General features: G+C 67.9%; 16 protein-coding genes. 6 read left to right on the top strand and 10 right to left on the bottom strand.

What is annotated here, in order from left to right:
* Window positions 1-7: 7 nt before the first annotated feature.
* From AC07WS_RS08590 to AC07WS_RS08560, 7 genes are all read right to left on the bottom strand, one after another.
* Window positions 8-2,071: a hypothetical protein gene (locus tag AC07WS_RS08590; RefSeq protein ID WP_494728635.1), complete on the bottom strand. Its 2,064-nt coding sequence runs from the start codon at window positions 2,069-2,071 to the stop codon at window positions 8-10.
* Window positions 2,072-2,085: 14 nt separating this feature from the next.
* The gene (locus AC07WS_RS08585) at window positions 2,086-5,832 is read right to left on the bottom strand and encodes a glycosyltransferase (RefSeq protein ID WP_494728634.1); all 3,747 of its coding nucleotides are present in this window, start codon (window positions 5,830-5,832) and stop codon (window positions 2,086-2,088) included.
* A complete protein-coding gene (locus AC07WS_RS08580; RefSeq protein WP_494728633.1) occupies window positions 5,832-7,262 on the bottom strand; it encodes a class I SAM-dependent methyltransferase in 1,431 nt (476 codons plus the stop codon). The genes AC07WS_RS08585 and AC07WS_RS08580 overlap by 1 nt, the downstream gene beginning before the upstream one ends.
* Window positions 7,259-8,476, bottom strand: a complete 1,218-nt coding sequence (locus AC07WS_RS08575) for an ABC transporter ATP-binding protein (protein ID WP_494728632.1) — start codon at window positions 8,474-8,476, stop codon at window positions 7,259-7,261. Before AC07WS_RS08575 ends, AC07WS_RS08580 begins: the two co-directional genes overlap by 4 nt.
* Window positions 8,476-9,276, bottom strand: a complete 801-nt coding sequence (locus AC07WS_RS08570; RefSeq protein ID WP_494728631.1) for an ABC transporter permease — start codon at window positions 9,274-9,276, stop codon at window positions 8,476-8,478. The genes AC07WS_RS08575 and AC07WS_RS08570 overlap by 1 nt, the downstream gene beginning before the upstream one ends.
* A 234-nt stretch (window positions 9,277-9,510) precedes the next feature.
* Entirely contained in the window at window positions 9,511-10,407 is an 897-nt protein-coding gene (locus AC07WS_RS08565) for a YncE family protein (RefSeq protein ID WP_494728630.1), read from the bottom strand.
* 108 nt (window positions 10,408-10,515) lie between these two features.
* Window positions 10,516-11,823, bottom strand: a complete 1,308-nt coding sequence (locus tag AC07WS_RS08560; RefSeq protein WP_494728629.1) for an ABC transporter ATP-binding protein — start codon at window positions 11,821-11,823, stop codon at window positions 10,516-10,518.
* A 154-nt stretch (window positions 11,824-11,977) separates the two neighbouring features.
* Here AC07WS_RS08560 and AC07WS_RS08555 point away from each other — a divergent pair, with 154 nt between their 5' ends.
* Genes AC07WS_RS08555 through AC07WS_RS08545 form a run of 3 tightly spaced genes read left to right on the top strand, consistent with a single transcriptional unit; the run spans window position 11,978 to window position 14,012 of the window.
* A complete protein-coding gene (locus AC07WS_RS08555; protein ID WP_494728628.1) occupies window positions 11,978-12,244 on the top strand; it encodes a hypothetical protein in 267 nt (88 codons plus the stop codon).
* Between the two features lie 23 nt (window positions 12,245-12,267).
* Window positions 12,268-12,879 (top strand): adenylyl-sulfate kinase, encoded by a 612-nt coding sequence (cysC, locus tag AC07WS_RS08550; RefSeq protein WP_494728627.1) that lies wholly within the window; start codon window positions 12,268-12,270, stop codon window positions 12,877-12,879.
* The gene (locus AC07WS_RS08545; protein ID WP_494728626.1) at window positions 12,876-14,012 is read left to right on the top strand and encodes an acyltransferase family protein; all 1,137 of its coding nucleotides are present in this window, start codon (window positions 12,876-12,878) and stop codon (window positions 14,010-14,012) included. Before cysC ends, AC07WS_RS08545 begins: the two co-directional genes overlap by 4 nt.
* On the opposite strand, the gene AC07WS_RS08540 is transcribed toward AC07WS_RS08545, so the two are convergent.
* Genes AC07WS_RS08540 through AC07WS_RS08530 form a run of 3 tightly spaced genes read right to left on the bottom strand, consistent with a single transcriptional unit; the run spans window position 14,009 to window position 17,912 of the window.
* On the bottom strand, window positions 14,009-14,806 hold the full coding sequence (locus tag AC07WS_RS08540; protein ID WP_494728625.1) for a Crp/Fnr family transcriptional regulator: 798 nt from the start codon (window positions 14,804-14,806) through the stop codon (window positions 14,009-14,011). The genes AC07WS_RS08545 and AC07WS_RS08540 overlap by 4 nt on opposite strands.
* Window positions 14,807-14,847: 41 nt before the next feature.
* Window positions 14,848-16,104, bottom strand: coding sequence for a tetratricopeptide repeat protein (locus AC07WS_RS08535; RefSeq protein WP_494728624.1), 1,257 nt, complete (start codon window positions 16,102-16,104; stop codon window positions 14,848-14,850).
* Complete coding sequence (locus tag AC07WS_RS08530) at window positions 16,101-17,912, bottom strand: CHASE2 domain-containing protein (RefSeq protein WP_494728623.1); 1,812 nt, start codon at window positions 17,910-17,912, stop codon at window positions 16,101-16,103. The genes AC07WS_RS08535 and AC07WS_RS08530 overlap by 4 nt, the downstream gene beginning before the upstream one ends.
* A 248-nt stretch (window positions 17,913-18,160) precedes the next feature.
* Between AC07WS_RS08530 and AC07WS_RS08525 the strand changes: the two genes are divergently transcribed.
* The 3 genes from AC07WS_RS08525 to AC07WS_RS08515 all read left to right on the top strand — a co-directional run bounded on the left by AC07WS_RS08525 (window position 18,161) and on the right by AC07WS_RS08515 (window position 25,652).
* Window positions 18,161-19,555, top strand: a complete 1,395-nt coding sequence (locus AC07WS_RS08525; protein WP_494728622.1) for a FecR family protein — start codon at window positions 18,161-18,163, stop codon at window positions 19,553-19,555.
* A 390-nt stretch (window positions 19,556-19,945) separates the two neighbouring features.
* On the top strand, window positions 19,946-23,452 hold the full coding sequence (locus AC07WS_RS08520) for a DUF4214 domain-containing protein (protein ID WP_494728621.1): 3,507 nt from the start codon (window positions 19,946-19,948) through the stop codon (window positions 23,450-23,452).
* A gap of 355 nt (window positions 23,453-23,807) precedes the next feature.
* Window positions 23,808-25,652 (top strand): type I secretion system permease/ATPase, encoded by a 1,845-nt coding sequence (locus AC07WS_RS08515; protein WP_494728620.1) that lies wholly within the window; start codon window positions 23,808-23,810, stop codon window positions 25,650-25,652.
* The last annotated feature ends 2 nt before the right edge of the window (window positions 25,653-25,654 follow it).

The raw sequence follows: 25,654 nt of genomic DNA, 5'->3' as shown, positions 1-25,654 counted from the left end.
ACTCGGGTTAGGGTTGGGCGCGCGGGTCGCGCAGGCGCAGTTCGACGCCGCGCGTGACGACGCGGCCGCTGCCGTTGCTCCACACGCGGAATTCGATCGGCGCCGGCCAGTCCAGGCGGAACGGCACCTCGATCTGCAGCGGGCCGCGGCCCTTGATCGGCAGGCCGGCCAGCAGCTGGCCGCCGCCGTTGGCCACCACGTCGACCACGCCGAAGTCGGCGCTGTCGCCGGCCGTCTCCAGCGTGAACGTGGCCAGGTAGTTGCCGGCCGTGGTCACGCGGTGCGGGCCGTACTGCAGGTGGCCGGACGCGCCGGGGCCGGCCTCGAGCGCGGTGCCGTCCGCGCTCAGCTGGCCGATGCGGTGCGGCGTGGCCGCGCCGACCGGGAAGCGCAGCGGCGGCGAGCGCCGCCAGTCCCACTGCGGCAGGCGGGCCGCGATGTTGAACGGATAGCAGATCAGATGCGTGCCCTGGAACTCCAGCTTGCGGCTCGGCTCGCCCAGGTAGCGCGCCATCTGCGCCCAGTCGACCTGCTTTTCCTCGTCGTAGGTCAGCATCAGGAAGGTCTCGCCCTGCCAGGCCTCGGCCTCGTACCAGCGGTCGGACGCCAGGTGGCGGCTCGGCACCGGCAGGCCGTTGTCCAGCGTGACCTGGCGGATGCGGGTGTGCTGGCCGCTGAGCAGCGTGATGCGGCCGGCGCTCCAGAAATTGGCGTAGCCGTAGCGCAGGTCGTGCTCGGCCATGAAGGCGGCGAACTTGTGGTAGGGGCTGTTGTCGATGATGCGGGCGCGCGCGAAGTAGCGCGGCGCCCGCTCCAGGTAGTAGGCGCTGGCCGCGCTCAGCGCCAGCAGCGCCAGCACCGGCGTGGCCAGCACGGTGGCCGGCCGCTGCCAGCGGAAATCGTCGACCGCGATGCCGATCAGCAGCACCAGCGCGCCGGTCAGCGACGGCACCAGGTAGCGCACCGACGCCTCCGGCGCCGCCATGTCGGGCAGGGTGGTGGCCAGCAGCACGATCAGGTTGACCAGCAGGGCGGCGCCGAGGAACACGGCGATGAACAGCCGGCCGCGCTGGGCCGGCGCGCCGGCCTCGACGCGCAGCGCGCGCGCCAGCGCCCACGGCAGCAGGAACAGCAGCGCCAGCGCGGCCAGCAGGTGCAGCGCGGCCCAGGCGCCGGCGGCCTTGAGCACGGGGGCGCCCTCGGCGGGCAGGCCGCCGAACAAGCTCATCAATCCACGCAGCGCGCCCAGCACGTTGCGCAGCATGCCGTCAAAGCCCAGCCACAGCGCAGGCGCCAGGCCGCTGTTGCCGACCAGCTTGACGTAATGGGCGTGCAGCGCGCTGCCGGCCGCCAGCGCCGCCAGCAGCAGCGCCAGCAGGGACAGGCAGCGCCGCAGCGGCAGGCCGCCGGCCGCCACGCCGTGCAGGCGCGGCAGCAGGTACACCGCCGCCGTGGCCGCCATCAGCGGCAGGCCGAAGGACACCGCCGCGCGCGCCGGATTGGACCAGAAGGCCAGCAGCATCAGCAGCGCGAACAGCGCGCCCCAGCGCCGGCGCGCCGCGCCGTCGCCGTGCAGCAGGCGCCAGCCGCTCCAGGCCAGCAGGCTGGCCTGGGCGAACAGCAGGCCGTAGGCGGCCTGGCCGTACAGGTTTTCCGCCATATTGGCCGACAGGCCGCCGGCCAGCACCGTCAGCGTCGCCAGGCGCGCGTTGCGCGACTGGCCCAGCACCGCGCCCATGCCCCAGGCGCCCAGCAGCACCAGCGCCGCCGTGACCATGCCCGACACCGCGTGCAGCGCATAGGTGTTGGGAAACAGCGCCAGCAGCGGCACGATGACCGCGTGCGTGCCCAGCACCCACAGGTCGCCGTTGGCGTAGTGCCAGCCGCGCGGGAAGAACTGGCCGGTGTCGTGGATTTCCTGGGCGAGCAGGTTCATCACGGCCGAATCGGAGTGCACCGCCACCTGGTAGTCCCACACCAGGTAGTGCAGCAGCAGCGCCAGGTTGATCAGCAGCAGCGCCGGCAGCAGGCGCGCCGCCCGTGACGGGCGGGCTTGGTTCTTGTTTAACATGAAAACTTTACTTTTTAAAAATTGCCGGCATTATAAGCGAGCAGGGTCAGCAGGGCGGCCGCGTTGTCTTCCCAGCTCATCCAACGCATGCCGCTCGAGGCCGGGGCCCGGCCCTGCGCGTGCAGCGCCAGCCACTGCTGCAGCGCGGCCGCCAGCGCGGCGCCGTCCAGGCCGCTGAAGTAGTGGGCGTGCTGCTGCGCCACCTCGCGGAACACCGGCAGGTCGCGCGCCAGCACCGGCAGGCCGTAGCGGGCCGCCTCGATCAGCGGCAGGCCGTAGCCCTCGCCCTCGCTGGCGAACAGCAGGCAGTCGCTGGCCTGGTAGACCCGCAGCAGGCGGGCGTCGTCGATGCCCTTGAGCCAGAACAGGCGCCGTCCCAGCTGCGGATGCTGCTGCAGCCGGCGCACGATCTCGGGGATGGTGCGGCGCTCGTGCTCGGCCAGCGGGGTCCAGCCCTCGTGGCCGACGATCACCAGGTTGACCGCCACGCCGTCGCGCCACAGCTGCTCGAAGGCGTCGAGCGCCTGCAGGTGGCCCTTGCGCGGCTCGATCGTGCCCACCATCAGGAAGGCCGGCGCCGCGTCCGCGCCCGGCACGGCCGGGCCGTCGGCAGTCGCGGCCGGCACGGCGGCGTCGATGTCGGCGCCCAGGTGCAGCACCTCCAGCGCCGGCGGGCGCGCCGCCGGCGCCGGCTGCTGCGCCAGCCAGGCGCGCAGATCGTCGCGCACCGCGTCGGAAATGCTGATCAGGCGGTCGGCGTTGGCGGCCGCCACGGCCAGCCAGGCGGCGTGGCCGCGGTCGGCCCCGGCCGGGAAGAACTCCGGCCGCAGCACCGGCAGCAGGTCGTACACCACGAAGTTGACGCTGATGCCGCGCGCGCGCCAGCGCTGGTACAGGCCCTGGGCGGCGGCCGCCATCATCTCGGCCGGCGAGGAGTCGCCGCTGTAGTAGACGTCGCCGGCGTTGGCGTCGGCCACCGGGTCGCTGACCGCGGCCGGGTCCATGCCCAGCAGGCCGAAGGCGTAGCGGCGCGCGTAGCGGTAGTGCCAGTGGCCGCCCTGCTCGCTCAGGTAGACCGGCTCGACCCGCCAGCCGGGGTGCGCGTGGCGCAGCAGCTCGAGCAGCTGGGTGCGCACCACGCGCTCGATGCCGGTGCGCAGGTCGTGGCGGGCGATGGCGGTGACGTCGACCAGCAGCTGGCGCGGCGCCAGCCGGTCGGGCAGGCGCGCCATGCAGGCGGCCAGCTGCTGCAGGTAGGCGTCGTCGCGCGGCAGCTGCGGCAGCGCGGCCAGCGCCGGCGCCAGCGCGCGGGCGTTGTGGCCGCGCTCGGCGTAGGCCTGGTCGGCCGCCGCCGCGTACAGCGCGGCGCAGTGCTCGGGGCTGTAGTCGCGCCGCAGCAGCTCGCGCCCGGCCTGGCCCAGCGCGGCGCGCCGGGCCGGATCGCGCCGCAGCGTCTCGAGCGCCTCCACCAGCGCCGCCTGCTCGAAGCGGTCGTCCAGCATCCACACGGCGTCGGCCGGCAGCTCGCCCAGCGAGCCGTTGGCGTTGACGATGGTCGGCACGCCGTAGCTCATGCAGTACAACACGGCGCCCGAGGTCTCGCCGCGCGAGATGCTGCGCAGCTGCACGCCGACGTCGGCCGCCTGCAGGTACAGGTGGTAGACCGGGTCGTCGGTCCAGCCGGCGATGCGCACGCGGCCGCCGGCGGCCGCCACCAGCTCGCTCAACTGCTGGCCGTAGGCGCCGCCGTGGTTGGCGCCCACCAGCACCAGCTCGCACTGGCGGTCGGCGTGCAGCGCGGACGCGCTCCAGGCCTGCACCAGTTCGCACGTCAGCTTGGTGGGGGCGATGAAGCCGAAGCTGCACACCACGAAGGCGTCGGCGGCGATGCCCAGCGCGGCGCGCGCGGCGCCGCGGTCGTGGTGGGCGGCCAGCGCGCGCGCGTGCGGCACGATGCTCCAGTCCTGCCCGGCCTGCGGATGGTACCAGTGGCGCGCCAGCGTGCGCGCATACTCGGAATGGACGATCACGCGGGTGGCGTGCTCCAGCACCGCCAGGTTGCACGGATAGCTGTCCTTGGCCAGCTCGATGCCGTCGACCTGCTGGCCGGCCAGCAGCGCGGCGTAGCCGTGCGAGTGGAACAGCGCCTCGGCCCAGGCGCCCGGGACGTTGCCGCTGAGCTGGTCGTAGGCCAGCACGCCGCTCAGGAAGAAGTCGTGCAGCACCACCACGCCCGGATGCTCGGCCAGCAGCGGGAACATGTGGCTGTGGAAGGGGCTGTTGCCGAACTGGTACATCACCTGGTCGAACTGGCCGGCGTGGGCGCGGAACCATGCCACGCTGCGCTGCGGCAGGTGGGCCAGCGCCGGCGGCAGCGCGCACTGCGCCTGCTGCAGCACCAGCTCGATGTCGAAGTGGGCGCACAGCGCCGGCAGGATCTCCAGCGCGTAGTCGGCGATGCCGGTGCGTTCGGGCGGCATCGGCGAGACGAAGGCCAGCTTGCGGCGCGGCGCCGGCGCGGCGGCCGGGGCGCCCACGCGGCGGGCCGGCTGCGCCTCCAGCGCGCGCAGCGCGCGCCGCGCGCTGGCGTCCCACGAGAAGCGGGCGGCCTGGCGCGCGCCGTGCTCGCGCAGGCGCTGCAGCAGTTGCGGGTCGGCCAGCACGGCGCCGATCTTGTCGGCCATGGCCTGCGGCGAGCCGGCGTCGAACAGCGCCTCGGCGCTGCCGATCACCTCCGGGATGCTGGTGTTGTCGGCGCCGATCACCGGCGCGCCGCAGGCCATGGCCTCCAGCGCCGGCAGGCCGAAGCCCTCGTGCAGCGACGGGAACACGAACAGCCTGGCGCTGCGGTACAGCGTGACCAGGGTCGCGTCGCTGACGTAGCCGGTCAGGATCAGCTCGTCCGGCGCGAGGCCGGCCGCGTGGGCGCAGGCCTGCAGCGCCTCGCGGTCGTGGGCGCCGATCTTGCTGGCCACCAGCAGCTGGTGCCCGGCCCGCAGCGCGGCCGGCAGCAGGCCGTAGGCGCGGATCAGGCCGTCGATGTTCTTGCGCGCGTCGAAGCCGCCCGGCGCGTACATCAGCAGCTGGCGGCGGATGCCGAACTGTTCCTGCAGGGCCCGCCATTCGGCCGGATCGACCGGGCCGGGGCGGAAGCCCTCGTCCACGGCGGTCGAGATCGACACCACCTGGTCGGCCGCCAGGCCCAGCGCGTCCATGCCCTCCTGGCGCGAGTAGTCGGAGATGGCCAGCACCAGGCCGGCCCGCCGCAGCGAGTCGATCTTGCGCTGGTAGTAGGCGCGCTGCGCCGGCGTGCCGAGGTAGCGCTCGGGGTTCAGGTGCGGGATCAGGTCGTACAGGATGACGGCGGTGCGCTCGGCGCCGGCGTAGCAGCCGATCGAGGTGACGGCGTCGTCGACATAGCCCTCGAACAGGCTGGTGACCAGCACCGCGTCCGGCCGCAGCGCGGCGATATAGGCCTCGCGCAGCAGCTCGGCGGCGCGCGCGCGGGCGCTGTTGTGCTCGTCGAGTTCGGCCACCGGGCCGGCCACGTCGAACACGCGGATGCGCTCGGCGGGGACCAGGCCGGCGAAGGCGGCGCGCAGCTCGGCGATCGACTCGCCCAGCGCGCCGTTGAGCACCAGCCACAGTTCGTGCGGGCCGGCGTTGCGCGCCAGGCCCAGCGCCAGCGCCAGCGTGTAGCGGCCGATGCCGCGGTAGCGGCTTTCCGATTGCGCCCCTTGTAAATCGATGACTATGCGCATCAGTGTGGTCTCGTCTCTAGCGAAGATTTCAATTCCCGGAAATGGCGCAGCGTGCGCGGCGACATGTCGCCCGGCGGCTGCGGCGGCTCGGCCGGCAGCACCGCCAGGCTGGCGTCCTGCCGGCGCTGCAGGCCGCGCAGGCGGGCCTCCAGCGCCGGGCTCAGGCGCAGCAGCGCGCGCGCGGCGCGGGTCGCGCCCGGCCGCCGCCGCACCGCCCGGATCAGCGCCAGCAGCGGCGCCCGCAGGCGCCGCCCGACGCCGCTGAGCAGGCGGCCGTCGCGGCGCGCCGCGCGCAGCCGGCGCACATAGCCGCCCACCAGGCGCCACGGCGCGGTGATGCGCCACGAGCTGCTCGACAGCAGCGCCACCACGTGCTGGCCCAGCGCCTCGGCGCGCGCCTCGGCGGCGGCGTGGCGCTGTTCCAGCGCGTCCAGCCGGGCGGCCAGCGCGCCGGCCAGCGCCGCGTGCTGCGCGGCCAGCGCCGCGTGGTGTCCGGCCTGCTCGGCGCCGGCCTGCTCGGCGGCGTCGGCGCGCCGCTCCAGCTGTTTGAGTTCGGCGTCGACGCCGGGCAGGCGGGCGCGCTGCGCGGCCACGTGCGCGCCCAGCTCGGCCACGCCCTGTTCCAGGCTGTGCAGCGCCTGCCCCTGCTGCGCCAGGGCGCCGTGCAGCGCCTCGCGGCGCTGCGCCTGCAGCTGCTCGTAGCGCTGGGCGACGTCGCCCAGCGCGTAGCCGAACGGCCGGGCGAAGACAGCGTCGAACGGCGCCAGCGTGGCCGCCGGCGCCGCCTTCTGCGCCACGATCGCGTAGTCGGGGCTGACGCCCTCGAGCACGTCGATCAGGCCGATCGGGGCGTCGCCGTGCAGCGCCGCCGCCTCCTGCAGGCGCACGGTGCGCTGGCGGCCGTAGCCGGAGTACTCGGCCAGGAAGCCCAGCAGCAGCGGCGGCAGCGGCCGCTCGTGCGAGGGGTCGAGGTAGAAGCTGGTGGCGCCGACCGACAGGTTTTCCGGGTTAGGCGTCTCCATGATCAGCAGGCCGCCGGGGCGCAGCACGCGGCGCGCCTCGGCGATCAGCGTCTGCAGCGTCTCGAACGGGATGTGCTCGACCAGGTGGAAGGCCGACACCAGCTCCAGGCTGTCGTCCGGCAGCGCGCGCAGGCTGGCGACGGCGTCGGCGTGCGCGGCGTCCAGGCCGCGCTCGCGGCAGGCCGCCAGCATGCCGTCGTCGAGGTCGACGCCGCGGGCGGCGAAGCCGCGCCCGGCCAGCAGTTCCAGCCACTCGCCGCGGCCGCAGCCGAGGTCGAGCGCGGCCGGGCGCGGCGCCAGCGTGGCCAGCGCGTCCAGGAAGGGCAGGTAGGCGCGCAGGCGCGCGCCGATCACCGCGCGGCTGCCGCGGTAGCGGTCCTCGAAGGCGCGGTAGAAGCCGCCGCTCACCGGCACACCTCGACCTCGGGTTCCAGCCAGCTGCTGCCGACGAATTCGTTGCGGTTCATATTCATCACGATAAACAGGAAGGCCAGGTCGCGCCATTCGTAGTTGTTGGCCAGATGGGTTTCATTGCTGGTGAGCGCGGTGGTGACCGAATAGCTGCCCGGCCCCAGGTTGAGCGGGAAGCGGAAGCGGAATTCGAGCCGCTCGCCGGCGCGCACCTGTTCCAGCGCCTGCTGCATGTGGTGGGTGTTGGTGCCGTAGATCGGCTGGCCCAGGCGGTCCTTGATCATATAGCCCAGCACCAGGCGCGGCAAGTCGGCGTGCACCTGCACCTGGATGCGCAGCGTGACGGCGGTGCCGACGTTGGCCACCTCCAGCGGCGTGCCGTTGGCGTCCTCCAGCGTGATGCCGCTGACGGTCACCTCGCGGCTGCCGGAGGTGGTCTGCACCCGGCCCTCGGGCGTGACGCTCTGGTCGATGCTCGAGCCCTCGCGCTCGGCGATCAGGGCGTTGTAGTAGTCCATCACCTGTTCCGGCGCGCCCTGGTAGGCCAGGCGGCCGCGGTCGAGCAGGATGGCGCGGTCGCAGATCGACTGGATGGCGCCGCGGTCGTGGCTGACGATCAGCAGCGTGGTGCCGAGCGCGCGGAACTGGCGGATGCGCTCGAAGCTCTTGTGCTGGAAATAGGCGTCGCCCACCGACAGCGCCTCGTCGACGATCAGCACGTCGGGGCGGCGCGCGGTGGCCACGCTGAACGCCAGCCGCATCTGCATGCCCGACGAGTACACCCGCACCGGCTGGTCTATATAGTCGCCGATGTCGGCGAAGGCCTCGATCTCGGGCATCAGCGCGCCGATCTCGTCGACGGTCAGGCCCAGCAGCTGGCCCGCCATGTAGGCGTTCTGGCGGCCGCTGAAGTCCGGGTGGAAGCCCATGCCCAGCTCCAGCAGCGCGGCCACGCGGCCGCCGATGTGGACGCTGCCGGTGGTGGGCACGGTGGTGCCGGTGATCAGCTTGAGCAGGGTGCTCTTGCCGGCGCCGTTGACGCCCAGGATGCCGACCGCCTCGCCCGGCGCCAGCTGGAAGCTGACGTCCTCGATCACCCACTTGAGGCGGTGGCGCGGGCCGACCGGCAGCGCCCACTCGGCCAGCCGGCTCCAGCGGTTGCCGTACTGCTTGTAGGCCTTGCCCAGTCCCTTGACGATGATGGTGCCCATCAGAGCTCGTCCACCATTTCGCCGGCGCGCTTGCGGAACAGCTGCAGGCCCAGCGCGCAGCAGGCCAGGCCCAGCACGGTGACCGGCAGCAGGCTGCCCCAGTCCGGCATCTGGCCGTGCACCAGGATGGTCTGGTAGGCGGCGATGACGGCCGCCATCGGGTTCCACACCAGCAGCGCGCGCACCGGCGCCGGCAGCGTGTTGAGCGGGTAGACGATGGGGGTGAACCAGAACCAGAACTGCAGCAGGATGGTGAAGAACTGGCCGACGTCGCGGAAGAACACGTTGAGCACGCCGAGGATCATGCCCAGGCCGATGGCGAACAGGATCTGCAGCAGCAGCACCGGCAGCAGCGCGGCGTAGATCCAGCCGGGGAACTCGCCCGACAGCAGCAGGAAGGCGGTGAACAGGCCGAAGATGATGGCGAAGTTGATCAGCGCGTTGAGCACGACGATGATCGGCAGGCAGATGCGGGGAAACTGCAGCTTCTTGATCAGGTTGGCGTGCTCGAGGAACACCGACTGGCTGCGCGAGGTGATCTCGGCGAACAGGCCCCAGGTCAGCACGCCGGCGCACAGGTAGATGCTGTAGGCGAACGGCGAGCCGGAGCCGGCCAGGCGGTTGCCCATCACCTGAGAAAAGATGACGGTGTAGACCACGATCATCGCCAGCGGGTTGAGCACGGTCCAGGCCGCGCCGAGCAGGGAGTTGCGGTACTTGCTTTGGAATTCGCGCTTGATGCTGCCCAGCACAAAGCCGCGGTAGCGCCAGACGCTGCTGAACATCGTGAGGGAAATCATGCGTGGCGAACCGCGCGCGAACGCGGCATAACGAGGGCCGGGCGGCGCGCGGCCGACGGCGTAAACAGGAAAGAAATCATGGCGGATGCAGGAAGGGCGGCGTTGCCGCAGCCTTCACGCTTTAATTGAGCAATTGGCAATGGCGGCAGTATACCATGGCCACCCGCGACTTCTTGCTATCCTGCTAAGCGGAAAGTGTTTCCAGATGTAATGAAATTGTCCGGCGCGCGGGCCTCAGGCGCGCTGCGGCGCCTGGCGCGCGAACTGCACCGCCGGCTGGGCCGGGGCGGCGCCGAACAGGGCGGCGGTGCGCCGCCACAGGCCCGGCCGCGGCAGCGCGAAGCCGTCCGGCAGCGCCATCAGGTCCAGCACCAGGCCCTCGTCGTCGAGCGCGATCTCGTGCCGGGCCCGCCAGTCGCGGTCGGTCACCAGCACCTTGCAGCTGCTGAAGTCGCGCGCCTTGCGCTCGACCAGCATCGAGATGCCGATGCAGCGGCTGCCCGCGTCGAAGGCCACGCCGCGCGGGAAGCCGCCGGTGTCGAGCACGAAGCCGTCGTCGCTGAGCAGGCGGCTCTCGGCCGAGGAGCAGGTGTACAGGCGGCCGCGCTCGCGCCAGATGTTGTGGCCGCAGTTGCCCAGCGCGATGCGCTGTTCCAGCCGGCGCGTCGCCAGCGAGAACGCCAGCAGCTCGCTGGGGCCGCGGTTGTGCGCCAGGATCCACACCAGGCCGTCCTCGAACATGAAGGAGTTCAGGTGGTTCTGGTCGCCCACGCCGGGGCCGCCCAGCGGATACCATTGCTCCCAGCTGCTGCCGTCGTAGATGGCGATCAGGTTGTCGTAGGAGGCGGTGGCCCACAGCTTGCCGTCGTGCCAGGCGATCTCGTGCAGGTCGCGCAGCGGGAACGGCGCGCGCAGGCTGCCGCACGGGCGCAGCTGGCGGTCGAACCTCAGGATCTCGCCGCGCTCCTCGGACGACGGCACCTCGGACGACACCAGGCGCTTGCGCGCCGCGACGTACAGATGCTCACCGTGGCGGGCGATGCCGTAGTACAGGCCGTCGCCGGTGGCGAGCCTGGTCGCCTGGCCGCTGTCGGTATTGAGCAGCAGAAAGGACTGTGAAGTGGTGAGCAATAAATCCATACAATACAAGTCGAGAATGGGCGGGCACGTGCGGCGAACCGTCGATTATAGCGTGAAAGGCTCGGCCTCCGGCGCCGCGGGCCGGTGTTTTACTTGTATTTACACGGGCGACGCCTGGCGCTGCAGCTCGCACAAGGGGTCGAGGTTGCACACGCCGCTCCAGACGATGGCGTCCAGGTTGCGCAGCACGGTGAAGGCGCCGGCGTCCTGCTGGCGCGCCAGCGTCTGGCGGAAGTCGCCGTCGCCGGCGCCGCCCTCGGCCACGCCGGCCGTCAGCGTGTAGTCGCCCGGCGTCAGGCTGGCCTTGAAGGAAAACTCGGCGCGCACCGCCTCGCCGGCCCGCACCGCGCCGATGCGCTGGCGCATGCAGTAGGTGTTGGTCATGAACACCGCCTCGCCGCGCGCGTTGCGGATCTGGAAGCCGATGTGGGGGTCGTCGTAGGCCTGGCCGAAGCGGGCGTCGACCCGCACCGTGGCCACGCGGTCGCTGATGACGGTGGCGGCCTGCTGGTCGTCGACATACAGGCCGACCGCCTCGATGCGGGCGCCGCCGTGTTCGAAGGAGCCGACCGTCGGCGGCGGCGGCGGTGCGGCCTCGGCTTCGGCCGCCGGCGCGGCCTCGGCCGCCGGGGCGGGCGCCGCCTGCGGGGCGGGCGCGGGCGCCGGGTGGCCGTCGCGCAGCTGCAGCACATGGGCGTTGTAGAGGTCGATCACCTCGCGCGGCGTGCTGTCGAGCGCGACGCGGCCGGCGCTGATCAGGATGGCCCGGTTGCACAGCGAATACACCGCGTTCATCGCGTGCGAGACGAACAGCAGGGTGCTGCCGGCCTGGCAGTAGGCGCGGATGCGCTCGAAGCATTTCTGCTGGAAGAACACGTCGCCCACGGCCAGCGCCTCGTCGATGATCAGGATGTCGGGGCGCACCGCGGTGGCCACGCTGAACGCCAGGCGCACCTGCATGCCGGACGAATACACGCGCACCGGCTGGTCGATATAGTCGCCGATGTCGGCGAAGGCCTCGATCTCGGGCATCAGCGCGGTCACCTCCTCCACCGTCAGGCCGATCAGCTGGCCGGCCATCAGCGCGTTCTGGCGGCCGGTGAAGTCGGGGTGGAAGCCCATGCCCAGCTCCAGCAGCGCGGCCACGCGGCCGGCGGTGGCGACCGCGCCGGTGGTGGGCTGGGCGGTGCCGGTGATCAGCTTGAGCAGCGTGCTCTTGCCGGCGCCGTTGACGCCGATCAGCGCCACCGCCTCGCCGGGCGCGATCTGGAAGTTGATGTCCTGCAGTACCCACTTCAGGCGGTGGCGCAGCCCCATGAACGGCGTCAGCCATTCCAGCAGCCGCGACCAGCGGGTCGGGTACTGTTTATAGGCCTTGCCCAGTTGCGTGACTTGTATGCTACCCATGGTTATCCGTCCTGAAAATCTGCGCCGCTGCGCGCCGCGCGTCGCGGCGGGCCGGATTATAGCACCGCCGCGCAGGCCCCCGCGCTTGCCTGTGGCTGCCGGGCGCTGGTATCATCGCGGCCTACCGGCGCCCCGCGCCACGCTAAGGATGATGATGGACAAAGTGCAGGTGTTTCTGCGGTTTAACACGCGTAACGATAATGACAATCCCTTGCCGTGGCGCGTGCTGCTGGCCACGGGCGTGCGCGACGGCGTGCTGCAATATACCCAGGCCTATGCGTCGGAAGTGCGCTTCAGCAGCCCGGTGCAGACGTCCGCGGACGAAGTCGAGCCGGGCGTGGTCAAGTGGCACATCAAGTCGCTCGGCTATGTGCACTGGCAGGGCGACGTCTGCCTGGTCTCCGAGCATCCGCCGGCCTGAGCCGGCCACATCGAAAGGTCGCCATGAGTCGCAACCTGGTCTGGCAAACGCTGACGATAGACCGCGCCAGCCGCGCGCGGCGCAAGCGGCAGCGGCCGTGCGTGCTGTGGTTCACCGGCCTGAGCGGCTCGGGCAAGACCACCATCGCCGGCCTGGTCGAGCAGCGCCTGGCCGCGCTGGAGCTGCACACCTATCTGCTGGACGGCGACAATGTGCGCCATGGCCTGTGCCGCGACCTCGGCTTCAGCGCCGCCGACCGGGTCGAGAACATCCGCCGCGTCGGCGAGGTGGGCTGCCTGATGGCCGACGCCGGCCTGATCGTGCTGAGCGCCTTCATCTCGCCGTTCCGCTCCGACCGCGCGCTGGTGCGCCAGCTGATGCCGGCCGGCGAATTCATTGAAATCTACATCGACACCCCGCTGGGCGAATGCGAGCGGCGCGACCCCAAGGGCCTGTACAAGAAGGCGCGCGCCGGCCAGATCCGCAACTTCACCGGCCTCGATTCGCCCTACGAGGAGCCGCAGGCGCCCGAGCTGCGGCTCGACACCCTGGCCCATAGCGCAGAGCAGTGCGCCGAGCAGGTGATCGCCTACCTGGCCGCGCGCCAGATGCTGGCGCCGGCGGCCGGCGCTTGAGCGCGGCCGCGCCCCTGGCCTGCGCGCCGGCGCCGGCCCACCCGGCCGAGGCCGCCGTCGCGCCGGCCAAGGCGGCGCTGCCGGGCGTCGAGCTGCTGCGCTTTGTCTGCGCCTGCGCGGTGCTGCTGTGGCACTACCAGCATTTTTCCTATGTCGCCAACCAGGCGTTCGAGTTCAGCCCCGAGCGCCAGCCGTTCTATGCGCTGCTGTCGTTCTTCTACCGCTACGGCCTGTACGGCGTGCAGGTGTTCTGGTGCATCTCCGGCTTCATCTTCTTCTGGAAATACGGCGCAGCCATCGCCGCCCGCGGCATCGGCGCCGGGCGCTTTTTCCTGCTGCGCTGGTCGCGCCTGTATCCGCTGCACCTGGCCACGCTGCTGCTGGTGGCGGCGCTGCAGGCGCTGTACGCGGGCGCGCATGGTTACAGCTTCGTCTACCGCGACCACGGCGCGGCCAGCTTCCTGTTGCAGCTGGCGCTGGCCAGCCACTGGCTGTATCCGCTGACCGGCTTCTCGTTCAACGGGCCGATCTGGAGCGTCTCGCTGGAGGTGCTGGCCTATCTGCTGTTCTTCGGCGCCACCCGGCGGCTGGGCGCGGGCTGGGCGGCCACCGGCGCGCTGGCGCTGGCGGCCGGCCTGGCCTGGCGCTATGCCGACTGGCCGCTGCTGGAATGCCTGCTGTATTTTTACGTGGGCGGGCTGGTGGCGCTGGCCCGCGCGGCCGTGGCCGGCTGGCGGGCGGGGCGCCGGCGCGCGCTGCTGGCCGCCCTGGCCGTGCTGCTGGGACTGGTGCTGGCGGCGCCGTGGCGCTTTGCCGTGCCCGGCACGACGGTGCTGCTGCTGGCCACGCCGCTGGCGCTGGGCCTGCTGCTGGCGCTGCCGCCGCTGGGCGGCGCGGCCGGGCGCGCCGCCGGCGTGCTGGGCAACCTGACCTACTCGAGCTATCTGCTGCACTTCCCGCTGCAGGTGGGCATCGCGCTGGCCTGCGGCGCGCTGGGGGTGGCGGTGCCGTGGCGCTCGCCTTGGCTGTGGCTGGGCTTCATGGGCGGCACGCTGCTGCTGGCCCATCTGTGCTACCGGTATTTCGAATTGCCGGCGCAGCAATGGCTGCGGCGCCGCTACGGCGCCGCTTAGCCCTGCGCCAGCTTCTGCAGCGCGGCCGGGTCGACGATGATCAGGCGGTGCGTGCCCTTCTTGATGATGCCTTGCTGGACCAGCGTCAGCAGCGTGCGCGTTACCGTCTCGCGGCTGGTGTTGATCATGTTGGCGATGTCCTGGTGGGTCGGCAGGTTTTCCACCACCTCGACATCGTCGTCCGGCTTCTTTTCCTTCAGCAGTTCCAGGAAGGTGTAGATGCGCTTGGAGGTGTTGTGGATGCTGAGCAGGGCGCGGAACTCGGAATCGCGCTGCACCTTTTCGGCCAGGAAGCGCAGCATCTGGTTGGCCACCGACGGCGAGTGCGAGAACAGGTGCAGCGCGGTGGCGCGCGGCAGCAGCGCCACCAGCACCGGCGTCAGCGCCACCACCGAGGCCGAGCGCATGGAGCCGTTGATGACGGCGATCTCGCCGAAGAAGTCGCCCGGCGCCAGCATGCGCAGGCCGATCGCGCGGCCGTCCTCGGTGACGTCGATCACCTGCAGCTGGCCGGTCAGCAGGAACAGCAGGCTGTCGCCGGTGGCGCCCTTTTGCAGCACCACGTCGCGCTTGTTGTACTGGCGGATGCGGATGTCGGCGCGCACGCGCAGCATGTCTTCTTCGCTCAGATTGGCCAGCAATGGAATTTTGCGCAGATGGATCTGCAGGTTGACTTGCTGCGGCTCCTCGACGGCAGCGGGCGGCGCGCCCTCGGCGGCCGGCGGAGGTGGCGCCACCTCGGCCGGGATCGGCACGTCCGCGGCGTCGGCGGCAGTTGGCTTACTGATGGTCATGCATGCTTCCTAATTCGATCTTGGCAAAGACGGCCGGGCCGTCAGAAATTATCCCAGCGCCAGGTCAGCTGTATGGTCCGGCTATTATATTGAAACAGGCCGATGTTCTCGCGGTTGCGGATATCGCGCCATTCCAGCTGCACGCTGTGGCGCGCGCCCAGCTCCATGGTCGCGCCGGCGCTGAGCTGGCGCGTGTCCTGGCGGCGCACCAGGTCGATCACGCCCGGCGAGTAGACGCTGCTGCCCAGCCAGACCTGGCGCGCGGCGCCGGCCTGCACGCTGTAACGCTCGCCCACCAGGCTGTACAGTAAAAGATTACCATACCAGCCGTCGCGGTTGCCGCCCAGGCGGCCGTTCTGGCCGTGGTCGGACAGCACGCCGACGCTGCCCAGCACCTGGGTGCCGCCCTGGTGATAGCCCAGCGAACTGCCTAGCTCGACCGTGTTGCTGTCGTACTTGGTGCGGGTCGGATAGGTTACATGGCTCAGGCCGCCGGTCAGCGACCACTCCAGCCGTTCCGGCAGCTGCAGCGGCGGCGTCGCCCGCAGCTGCAGCTGCGCCTGGCGCTGGTAGTAGTGGCCGTCGAGCTGCAGCGCGCTGACCGCGCCGCTGGCGCGCCCGTGCCAGTCGCCCAGCTGCCATTGCTGCTCCAGCCCGGCCAGCAGCGAGGCGGTGTCCTGCTCGTGCACACTGTCGTGGCGGCGCGCGCGCAACTGCACAAAGCCGAGCAGGCCGCGGTCGTTGAGGTTGCGGCTGTAGTCGGCCGACAGCATGGCGTAGCGATCCGGCTTGGCCAGGTATTCCGGGCCCAGCTGCCATTCCTTGTAGTTGTCGCCGCTGCCGGTGCTGAAGAAGGCGCTGCTGGCGCCCTGGTTGACGTTGCTGTCGTAGCCGCGCGTCAGCGCCACCGAGAGGCGCTCCTGCTTGCCCTTGACGGGGATGCAGCCGCGCTTGCGGTAGCCGACGATCACCTCGACGATGCCCGGCGGCGGCGCGAAGCGCCGCTCGATCTCGCCGAACAGGCGCTCCGCCTCGGCCGCGTGGCCCAGCTCGCACTGGCTGATCGCCAGGTCCAGCCAGGCGCCGGCGTGGGCCGGCTCTTTTTCCAGGAAGCGCATCAGCAGATCGGTGGCCTGCTCGGCATGGCCGTCGGCCAGCGCGCGCATCGCCTGCAGGTACAGGTCTTCCTGCTGCACCGGCGGGTAGGCCGGATCGGCATCGTCGGCCGCGCGCGCGGCCGGCGCCAGCGCCATGCACAGGGCCAGCGGCATGGCCAGGGTACGCAGCGCGCTCCTCATGCGGCGTCCTCCAGCGTGTACAGGTGGGCGGTCTTTTCCTTGCCGCGCAGGCGCTGTTCGCCCAGCGAGCGGAAGCGGTGGCGGATGGCGCGCTGCACCGTGCCTTCGCCGATGATGACGTCGTACGGGAAGTCGCGCGCGGCCTGCTCCAGCCGCGAGGCGGTGTTGACGCTGTCGCCGACCGCGGTGTAGATGCTGCGGAAGGCGGTGCCGTAGTCGCCGGCCATGGCCAGCCCGCTCTCGATGCCGATGCGCACCCGCAGCGGCGCCTTGCCCTGGCGCACGCGCAGCGCGCTCATGCGACGCACCTCGCGCAGGATCATCTGCGCCGCGTCCAGCGCCAGGTCGGCGTGGTCGGCGATCGGCAGCGGCGCGCCCCAGAACGCCACCAGGCCGTCGCCGGTGTATTTGTCGAGCGTGCCGTGCATGTCCAGTACCGGCCGCGTCAGGCAGTCGAGGAAATCGGTGGTCAGCTTGGCCGCCTCCTCCACCGGCAGCGACTCGACCTGCGTGGTGTAGCCCTCCATGTCGGCGATCAGCGTGGTCACCTGCAGCTGCTTGGGCGTGAGCGGGTCCTTCAGGTCGCTGCGCAGCAGCTCGTCGACCACCTCCTTGGCCACGTACTGGCGCAGCGTGTCGAGCAGCTGGCGCGACTTCTGCTGGGCCAGCTGCCAGTGGAAGGGCACGGCCACCGCCAGCAGGAACAGGTTGGACAGCAGCGGGCCGGAGGTCGAGAACACATCGTCGTGCGGGCTGATGGCGTAGGCCAGTCCCAGCCACAGCGCCGAGCTGGCGGCCAGCAGCGCCACGTTGACGGCGGCCGAGCGGCGCGCCAGCGTGTAGCTGACCAGGGCCACGGTGGCGGCGCAGAACAGCATTGCCAGCCAGCGGCCCGGCCACGGCGCCGGCGCATTGCCGGCCTGGCGCTGCAGCAGCGCGTCCAGCACCGCCGCGTGCACCAGCAGGCCGGCGGTGGAGGCGCCCAGCGGCGTGGCCAGGCGGTCGCCGATGCTCAGCGCCGACGAGCCCACCAGCACCAGCTTGCCCGCCACCTGCTCGGAGGCGAAGCTCAGGTCGAGGATGTCGGCCGCGCTGGCGGCGTTGTAGGCCGACCAGGTGCGGCGGTAGGGGATGCGCAGCGGGCCGGGCGGCAAGTCCAGCGGCGCGCCGCCGGCGCAGCAGTCGAACAGCGCGCGCGCCAGCGTCGGATAGTTGCGGCCGTTGAAGCTGGTGTACATCGGCACCCAGCGCAGCGTGCCGTCGGCGTCGGGGGCGACGCCGATGTTGCCGGCGTGGGCCGATTGCGCCAGGCCGGCGTGGTTGGCCAGGTAGCCGTGGGCCGGCACGCCGGGCGCGCCGGCGGCCGGCGTGCCGCCGACCAGCTGGCCGCCATGCAGCGGCTCCGGCTGCACGGCGAAATCGAACAGCTGGGCCAGCACCAGCGGGCCGTGCCGGGCCAGCATCGCCATGCGGGCGTCGCCGCCCGGGTCGGCCGGCTTTTCCTGCAAAATATCCAGCGCGACGCCGCGCGCGCCGGCCGCCATCAGCGTTTCAATCACGTCCGCCAGGCGGGCGCGCGGCCATGGCCACGGGTACTTGGCCAGGCTGGCCTCGTCGATGTCCACCACCAGGATGCGCGACTCCCTGGCCGTGCTGGCGTGCAGGCGGATGAAGCTGTCGCGCAGCCATTCGTCGGCGAAACGCGCGCCGGCGGGCGCCGCCAGCCACTGGGTGCAGGCTGTCAGCAGGAAGGCTGCCAGCGCGATGCCGATGCGCAGCAGGGGAGCGGAAGGTAGGAATTGGCGCAAAATCAAGTTCTGGTCAGCGCGGTCCAGCTCGGCCGGCGGCAGCGGCAGACGGGGCGGGCGCGTATGAAAAATAGGCGCAAGTATAGCGCCTTGCCTGCAACTGCACTATGTGTCGGGCAATATTTATTTTGCAACTATGGCCTGTGGCGAGCGGACTGCCCAATTTGTATCCAATTGAAATAATGTGACGCCAGTCACATACTTTACCCCCAGAATGCGGAGAATGCTAGATCAGGAGGAATTTAATTATGTTGCGTCATTTCTTAGTCTTGCTGGGTGCCAGCGCCGGTTTGTTCTGGTGCACAGGCGCAGCCGCCGGCGAGGCCGGAAAAATAGTCTTCGTCACCGGGCAGGTGCAGTTGGCCTCGCGCGCGGCGGTGCTGGACGCGCCCGTGGTCGAAGGGGACGAGTTGTCCACCGGCGCCGACGGTTATATTTACGTCAAGACCGTCGACCAGGGCTTCCTGATCCTGCGCCCGAACAGCAAGGCGCGCATCACCACCTATCATGTGGACATGCAGAATCCCGGCAATACCCGCGTCAAGCTGGAATTGCTGAACGGCGTGGCCCGCAGCATTTCCGGCAGCGCCGTCAAGCAGGCGCGCCAGAACTTCCGCTTCAACACCCCGGTCGCGGCGATCGGCGTGCGCGGCACCGACTTCATCGTCTTCACCGACCGCGAAACGTCGCGCGTGGCGGTGGTGTCGGGCGGCATCGTCGTCAGCGGCTTTGCCGGCGCCTGCGGCCCGGAAGGCGGCGGCCCTTGCGAAGGCAGCAACAGCCGCGAATTGTTTGCAGGCCAGGCCGACGTGCTGCTGCAGGTGCAGCGCGGCCAGAAAGTGCCGCAACTGCTGCATGGCCCGAGCGTGGCGCCCGACCAGAGCGCGCCGGCGCGCAGCGACGAGCCGGTGGGCAAGCCGGTGGCCGGCGTGACGACCGTTCCCGGGCAGGACGTGATACTGGATGCGAAAAAAGAGCCTGAATTGATCGGCTCTGGCAAGAGCGCCCAGTCTGTCAATAACAATGGCGGCGGCAAGGATTCGACTCCGCCGCTGGTGATCAAGGAAGATCCGAAACCGCCGGTGGTGACGCCGCCGGTAACCCCGGTGACGCCGGTGACGCCGGTAGTGCCGCTCGTGCCGAGTCCGCCTGAAATCCAGTGGGGCCGCTGGCAGGCGGCGGCCGGGCTGCCGCAAGACAGCGAGGCGCTGGCCAAGATGCGTGACGGCACTTACGAGGGTGCTTACACGGTCGGCTCCTATTCGATTGCCCGCCTGAAGAAGACCGAGCTGGTATTGCCGAAAGAAGGGTCGGCATCGTTTGTGTTGACCGGCAGTGCTGCCTCGTTAAAAGAAGATGGCAAGGACGCGGTGGCGGCATCGGTAAAAGACGCTCAGCTGACCATGGATTTCGGCGCGCGCCGATTTGCCACCGGCTTGACGGTTTATACCAGCGATGCCTCGCTTAAAATGAACGCGCAGGGCAGCATCGGCGAGAAAGGCGTATTGACCAGCGACGGTTATTCGGATGCCACGGTCAAGGGGTATGTTGGCGGTAATCAGGCCGAGCAAGCCGGATATGTTTTCAAGAGCGTCAACAGCTACAAATATACGGCGGAAGGGGCGACGAGCTGGAAGCATTAACCGCCAGATACTCCCTCCATTTAAATGTGCCGCCGCGTGCGGCACATTTCATTTCTGATTCCCGATAATCCGATCTTAATCGGATCGCCGGCGTGATTTGAATCCCGGTGCCGGGATCAATTGAATGCCTTTAAATCATTGCCTATTAAACGGGCAGCGATGCCAAAACAACGCCCGGAATCGTTTTATCGGGCGTTTATGGCCAAAAAAAACACAAAATATTACAAAAAAATGCAGATTTACCCGTCATTTGTGATGGCCGTCACAACATGGCCCTACCCATCTGGCAATATACTCCCTGTTCTGCGAAAAAACGTCCATAGGCATGCAGCGCTGTGTGTCGTGGATGCAGAAATTCGGTTTAAACCAATCAACTAAAGGATATCTATCATGGCCGTAGCAGCAGATTACAACGCAGTAGCTGAGCAACTTTACATTGCTTACTTTGGCCGTCCAGCAGACCGCGATGGTCTGGCTAACATGAGCGCAGCATTGCTCGCCGGCGGCACCCCAACCGACATCGGCGCTTTCGCCGCTGCGTACAAAACCAACGCCACGGTTAAATACTACCTGGACGCTTTCGGCTCCAGCACCGAATCGGCTAACCTGTACACCGGTTCCGACTCCGAGTTCGTGACCGCCGTTTATCAGAACGTTCTGAACCGTGACCCACTGTTGGCCGGTCTGGACTTCTGGACCAACGCCCTGGCAACCAAAGCAATCACCCGCGCCGAACTGGCCGCTCAAGTGATGGCTATCGCTGTGAAACCTGACGGCAACCCAGTTGACGCAGCTATCGTTGCAAACAAAGTCATCGTTGCTGGCAACTTCACCGCAGCTATCGACACCGCAGCTGAAATCAACGCATACCGCGGCAAAGACGCTAACCAAGTTGCTCGCGACATGCTGCACAACGTGTCGGACACCACCGATACCACCGCTTTCAACCAAAGCATCTCCGACGCTCTGGCTAAGATCGTTGATCTGAAGACCCCGACCACCACCTCGACCCTGACCGTTGGCGTCGATACCATTCCAGGTACCTCGGGCAACGACATCATCAACGCCGTTCTGGGCACCGCTGCTCACGCAACCCTGACCGCTTTCGATTCGATCGACGGCGGCGCTGGCAAGAACACCCTGAACATCGTTGATACCGATGCCGACAATGGCACCACCCACATCACCTCGATGCCATCCGGCGTAACCATCAAGAACATTCAGACCATCAATGTTTCGTCGGCTGAAGCGGCTGGCACGACCATCGATACCTCCAGCATCGCTGGTGTTACCAATCTGAACATCAACGCTTCGCTGGGCGCTGACACCATCACCGCAGCAACCACCACCGCTGTTCTGGTGAATGTCGCAAGTGTAGGCACCAATGCCACTAACATCTCGGGTGGCTCGACGATCAACGCTACCATCGCTGGCGTATCGACTGGCGCTTCGAACATCGGTAGCTCGACGACCGCTGGCGCGATCACCGCGATCATCTCCGACGTCGCAGGCGCTGCTGGTGTTAGCGCAGCTGGTGGCGTGGTTACGGTTACTGGCGGTACGACCGTCAACGTAACGCAAAACATCGCCGCAGGTGTTTCGAACGCCACCGCTGCAACCACCACTGGTGGCGCGATCAATGTCGTTGGCGGCGCAGCTACCACCGCTGTGATCGTTAAAGAAACCGCTGCTGTTGCTGCTGTTGCTGCAAGCGCTGGCGTGACCGAAAGCTCGGTAGTTACCTGGCAGAACATGACCGGCAATGGTACCCAATCCATCGGCGGCATGACCGTTACCAACGCAACCGGCGGTGCCGTGACCGCTGCTCAAGTCGCGACCGTTGCTGGTGGCGGTGTTGTTGCTGGCCTGACGGTTACCACTGCTCCTACGCTGTGGACCGTTGCTGCGGCCGCTGGCGCTACCAACGTATTTACCAGCGTTACTGCGAACACCAACGTTGCTGATATCACTGGCGCTGCCAATACCGTAGGTACTGTTCCTGGTGCTGTGACCACCCAAGGTGCTGCTGTTGGCGCGACCGGCGCTGGCAGTGGCGGTATTGCAGGTGGCACGGTAACCGTTACCGATTCGAACAGCACCGATACCACCGGCACCAAAGCCAACACCATCAAGACCGTTTCCCTGGACGGCTACGGTGCAGGTTCCGCAGTGAACTCGAACGCGCTGACCACTCTGTCGCTGGCTAACTCGTCTGGCGTTGTTACCGTAACCGACAATTCGGCTACCGTGACCAATACCACCCTGGGCGTGACCGTCAACAAACTGGGCACCGGTGCTGGCCTGACCGACAACACGATCAAAACCCTGAACGTTACCGCTTCGGGCGCTGCTTCGAAGCTGAACGTGACCGGCGCTGCTCTGACCGCAGTTACCGTTGCTGGCGACCAGAAACTGGACCTGACCGGCTCGACGGCAGCTCTGGTTACTGCATTCACCTCGACCAATACCGGCGGCGTGACTGTTGCTCTGAACGCTGGTTCGACCGGTTCGTTCGGCGCAGGTGCCGATACCGTGACCATCGCTGGCGGCGCAACCAAAGCTGTCACCCTGGGCGCCGGTAACGACACCGCGATCGTCACCACGCTGGGCGTAGGCGCTACCATTGATGGCGGTACCGGCACCAACACCCTGTCGATCTCCGCAGCGAACGCAGCTGCTGCATCGCTGTCGAACACCTTCGCTGGTCAAGTGACCAACTTCCAATCGCTGACCCTGACTGGCGCAACCAATCAGACCGTCGATCTGGGCGTGCTGGGTGGCTACACCAGCGTTTCCACCAGCGGTGGTAACGGTCTGACCCTGAACACCGTCGCTTCGGGTGCAACCCTGACCCTGACCGATGTTGGTACGGCTTACACTGTTGCCCAGACCGGCGCACTGGCTGGTACCGCCGACGTTCTGAACGTTGTTCTGACCGCAGCAGCTTCGACCAACTTCGCTTCGACCGGTCTGACCGCTGCCAACGTTGAAACCATCAAGATCACCGCTAACGATACCTCGGCTACGCCAGCCGGTACCGTGACCGATACCTTCGTTGTACTGGGTAACGACGCGAAATCGATCACCGTGTCGGGCACCGCTCACACCGCACTGACCGCTGCTTCGACCGCGCTGACCTCGTTCGACGCATCGGGCCTGGTTGTTGCTGGTGCTGGCGCTGCAAACACCGGTATTACCTGGACTGCTGGCGCGCTGGCTGCTTCGGCAACCGCCATTGCAACCATCAAAGGTTCGGCTAACGGCGGCGACGTCATCGACGCTTCGGCATCGCTGAAAGGTGTAACCATCACCGAAGTTAAAGGTGCCAACACGATCTACGGCGCTGGCGCAGTTGCTAGCACCCTGACCGGCGGCAGCGGTGCTGACCACATCAACGGCGGTTCGGGCAAGGACGTGATCGTTGGCGGCGGCGGTGCAGACGTGATCAACGGCGGTAACGGTGCCGACCTGATCACCCTGTCCGGCTCGACCTCGACCATCGTTCAAGGTCCAATCACCGGCGCTGGTACCGCACAAGGTGCAGGCACTGCTTCGGGCCTGAACACCGCGAACGTCATCCAGACCTCGGAACTGACCTCGACCTTCGACGTCGTCAAGGGCGCTGTTGCTGGCACCAAGCTGGACCTGTCGGCCTTCGCTGCAACCGCTACCGCTGTTGATCTGGCTGCTACCAACCTGGCTGGCTCTGCTGGTCGCGTTGAGTTCGCTTCCGGTACCTACGATGCAGTCAATGGCGTGTTCAACTACGGCGCAGCTGGTGCTGACACCGTTGTGACCTACGACCACGGCGCAGGCGTATTCGAGTCGATCGTTCTGGTTGGCTTCCACGCTGGTTCGACCACCGCTATCGCTGGTGGCATCGTTACCCTGGGTTAATTCCCGAAAGCATAATCGGAGGGCAGAACAGCGCTCTCCGATGTTGCTGCAAAAAGCCAGGCTTCGGCCTGGCTTTTTTACATTTGCGTGTAACAATGCTATGCGACACAGCGGCTGCGCCGGACGCAACAATCGAGGCCGCCGCGCCCGTAGTGCATCTTTATTTTGCACTGAAGTGTAAAATTTGTGATGCGCATCACATTTATTGCGATTTTTAGGCGATAATCTCTCGTCTGCTCAAATCCAGGTTGTTTCTTGCAGGAAAAGCGCGTTCGCCATCGTAATCCCCGGATGCCACGTGCGCGCCGCCAGAATGCGAGCCTGCTGTTCCGTCGTTGTACTGTTCACGCACACTATGAAAAACAAATTAATCAATTCCAAGAACGAAATTGAACAGGTTCTGCTCACGTTCAAAAAGACTTTCGTCACCGTCGGGACGTTCAGCGCCATCAGCAACGTGCTGATGCTGGTTCCCTCGCTTTACATGTTGCAGGTCTATGATCGCGTGCTGGCTAGCCGCAACGAGCTGACGCTGCTCATGTTGACGCTGATGATGCTTGGCGGTTTTTTGATGATGGGCGCCCTGGAGCTGATACGCAGCTTCGTACTGATACGGGTAGGTGCGCGCTTCGACATGCAGCTCAATAAGCGCGTCTATGCGGCGGCCTTTGAGCAAAATCTGAAACGCGCCGGCTCTAACGCCGGCCAGGCATTGCAGGATTTGACCAACGTGCGTCAGTTCTTGACCGGCAACGCACTGTTCGCGTTCTTCGACGCGCCATGGTTCCCGGTCTACCTGATCGTGATCTTTGTATTCGAGCCGTCGCTGGGCCTGTTCGCGCTGGCGGGCACCGCTGTGCTGGTATTGCTGGCATATATCAACGAGCGCGTGTCGCACAAGCCGCTGGCCGAGGCCAACGCCATGTCGATAGTCTCCAACACCCTCGCCACCAATAATCTGCGCAATGCCGAAGTGATCGAGTCGATGGGCATGCTGCCGAATCTGATGGGGCGCTGGTTCAAGCTGCACGGGAAGTTCCTGCATTTGCAGGCGGAAGCGAGCGAAAAGGCCGGGCTGGTCGGGGCCATCACCAAATTTGTCCAGGTCGCGCTGCAATCGCTGGTGCTGGGCTTTGGCGCGTTGCTGGTGTTGGAAAACAAAATCACCCCGGGCATGATGATTGCGGCATCGATTCTGGTGGGCCGGGCGCTCGCGCCGGTGCAGCAGGTGATCTCCGTTTGGAAATCGTTTGCTAATACTCGCAGTGCTTATGAGCGCTTGAGCAACCTTCTGGCGAACAATCCTGCGCGCGCCGCCGGCATGGAACTGCCTAAGCCGCAGGGCAATCTGACCGTGGAAGGCGTGACCGCCGCGCCGCCCGGCAGCCAGGTCGCCGTGTTGAAAGGCGTTACCTTCGGGATCCAGGCGGGTGACGTGCTGGGTGTGATTGGTGCCAGCGGTTCGGGCAAGTCGACCCTGGCGCGGTTGCTGGTCGGCGTGTGGCCGGCCGCCGTGGGCAAGGTGCGCCTGGATGGCGCCGACATCTTCCAATGGAACAAGGCTGAACTGGGTCCGAACCTGGGCTATCTGCCGCAGGACATCGAATTGTTCGGCGGGACGGTCAGTGAAAACATCGCCCGTTTTGGTGACGTCGATGCGGAAAAAGTGGTGCTGGCCGCCAAGCGCGCCGGTGTGCATGACATGATTCTGCATCTGCCTAAAGGCTATGACACCGAATTGGGCGACGGCGGCGCCGGCCTGTCGGGCGGGCAGCGTCAGCGCCTCGGCTTGGCGCGCGCGATGTACGGCGATCCGTCCGTGCTGGTGCTCGATGAACCCAACTCCAACCTGGATGACGCAGGCGAGGCCGCGTTGGTGCAAGCGGTCAGCGAATTGCGGGCACGCGGCAAGACCATCGTGCTGATTACCCATCGCACTAACGCGATTGCCGTCACGACCAAACTGCTGCTGCTGCGCGAAGGCGCGGTGGGCCTGTTCGGCGAGACCAACCAGGTGCTGGCGGCCCTGAATGAGGCGAATCAAAAGCACGCTCAACAAGTCCAGCAGGCGGCCCAGCAACAAGCGGCCCAGCAGCAAGCTGCGCAACAGGTGGCGCAACAGGCGCTGCAGCAACAGGCACAGCAGGCGCAGGAAAATCTCGGCAATGCGAACAGCCCAGCGCCGACGGAACAGGAGTAATC

This window comes from Duganella sp. GW821-FHT01E12, assembly GCF_059422325.1.
This window is presented reverse-complemented; position numbering and strand designations above follow the sequence as displayed.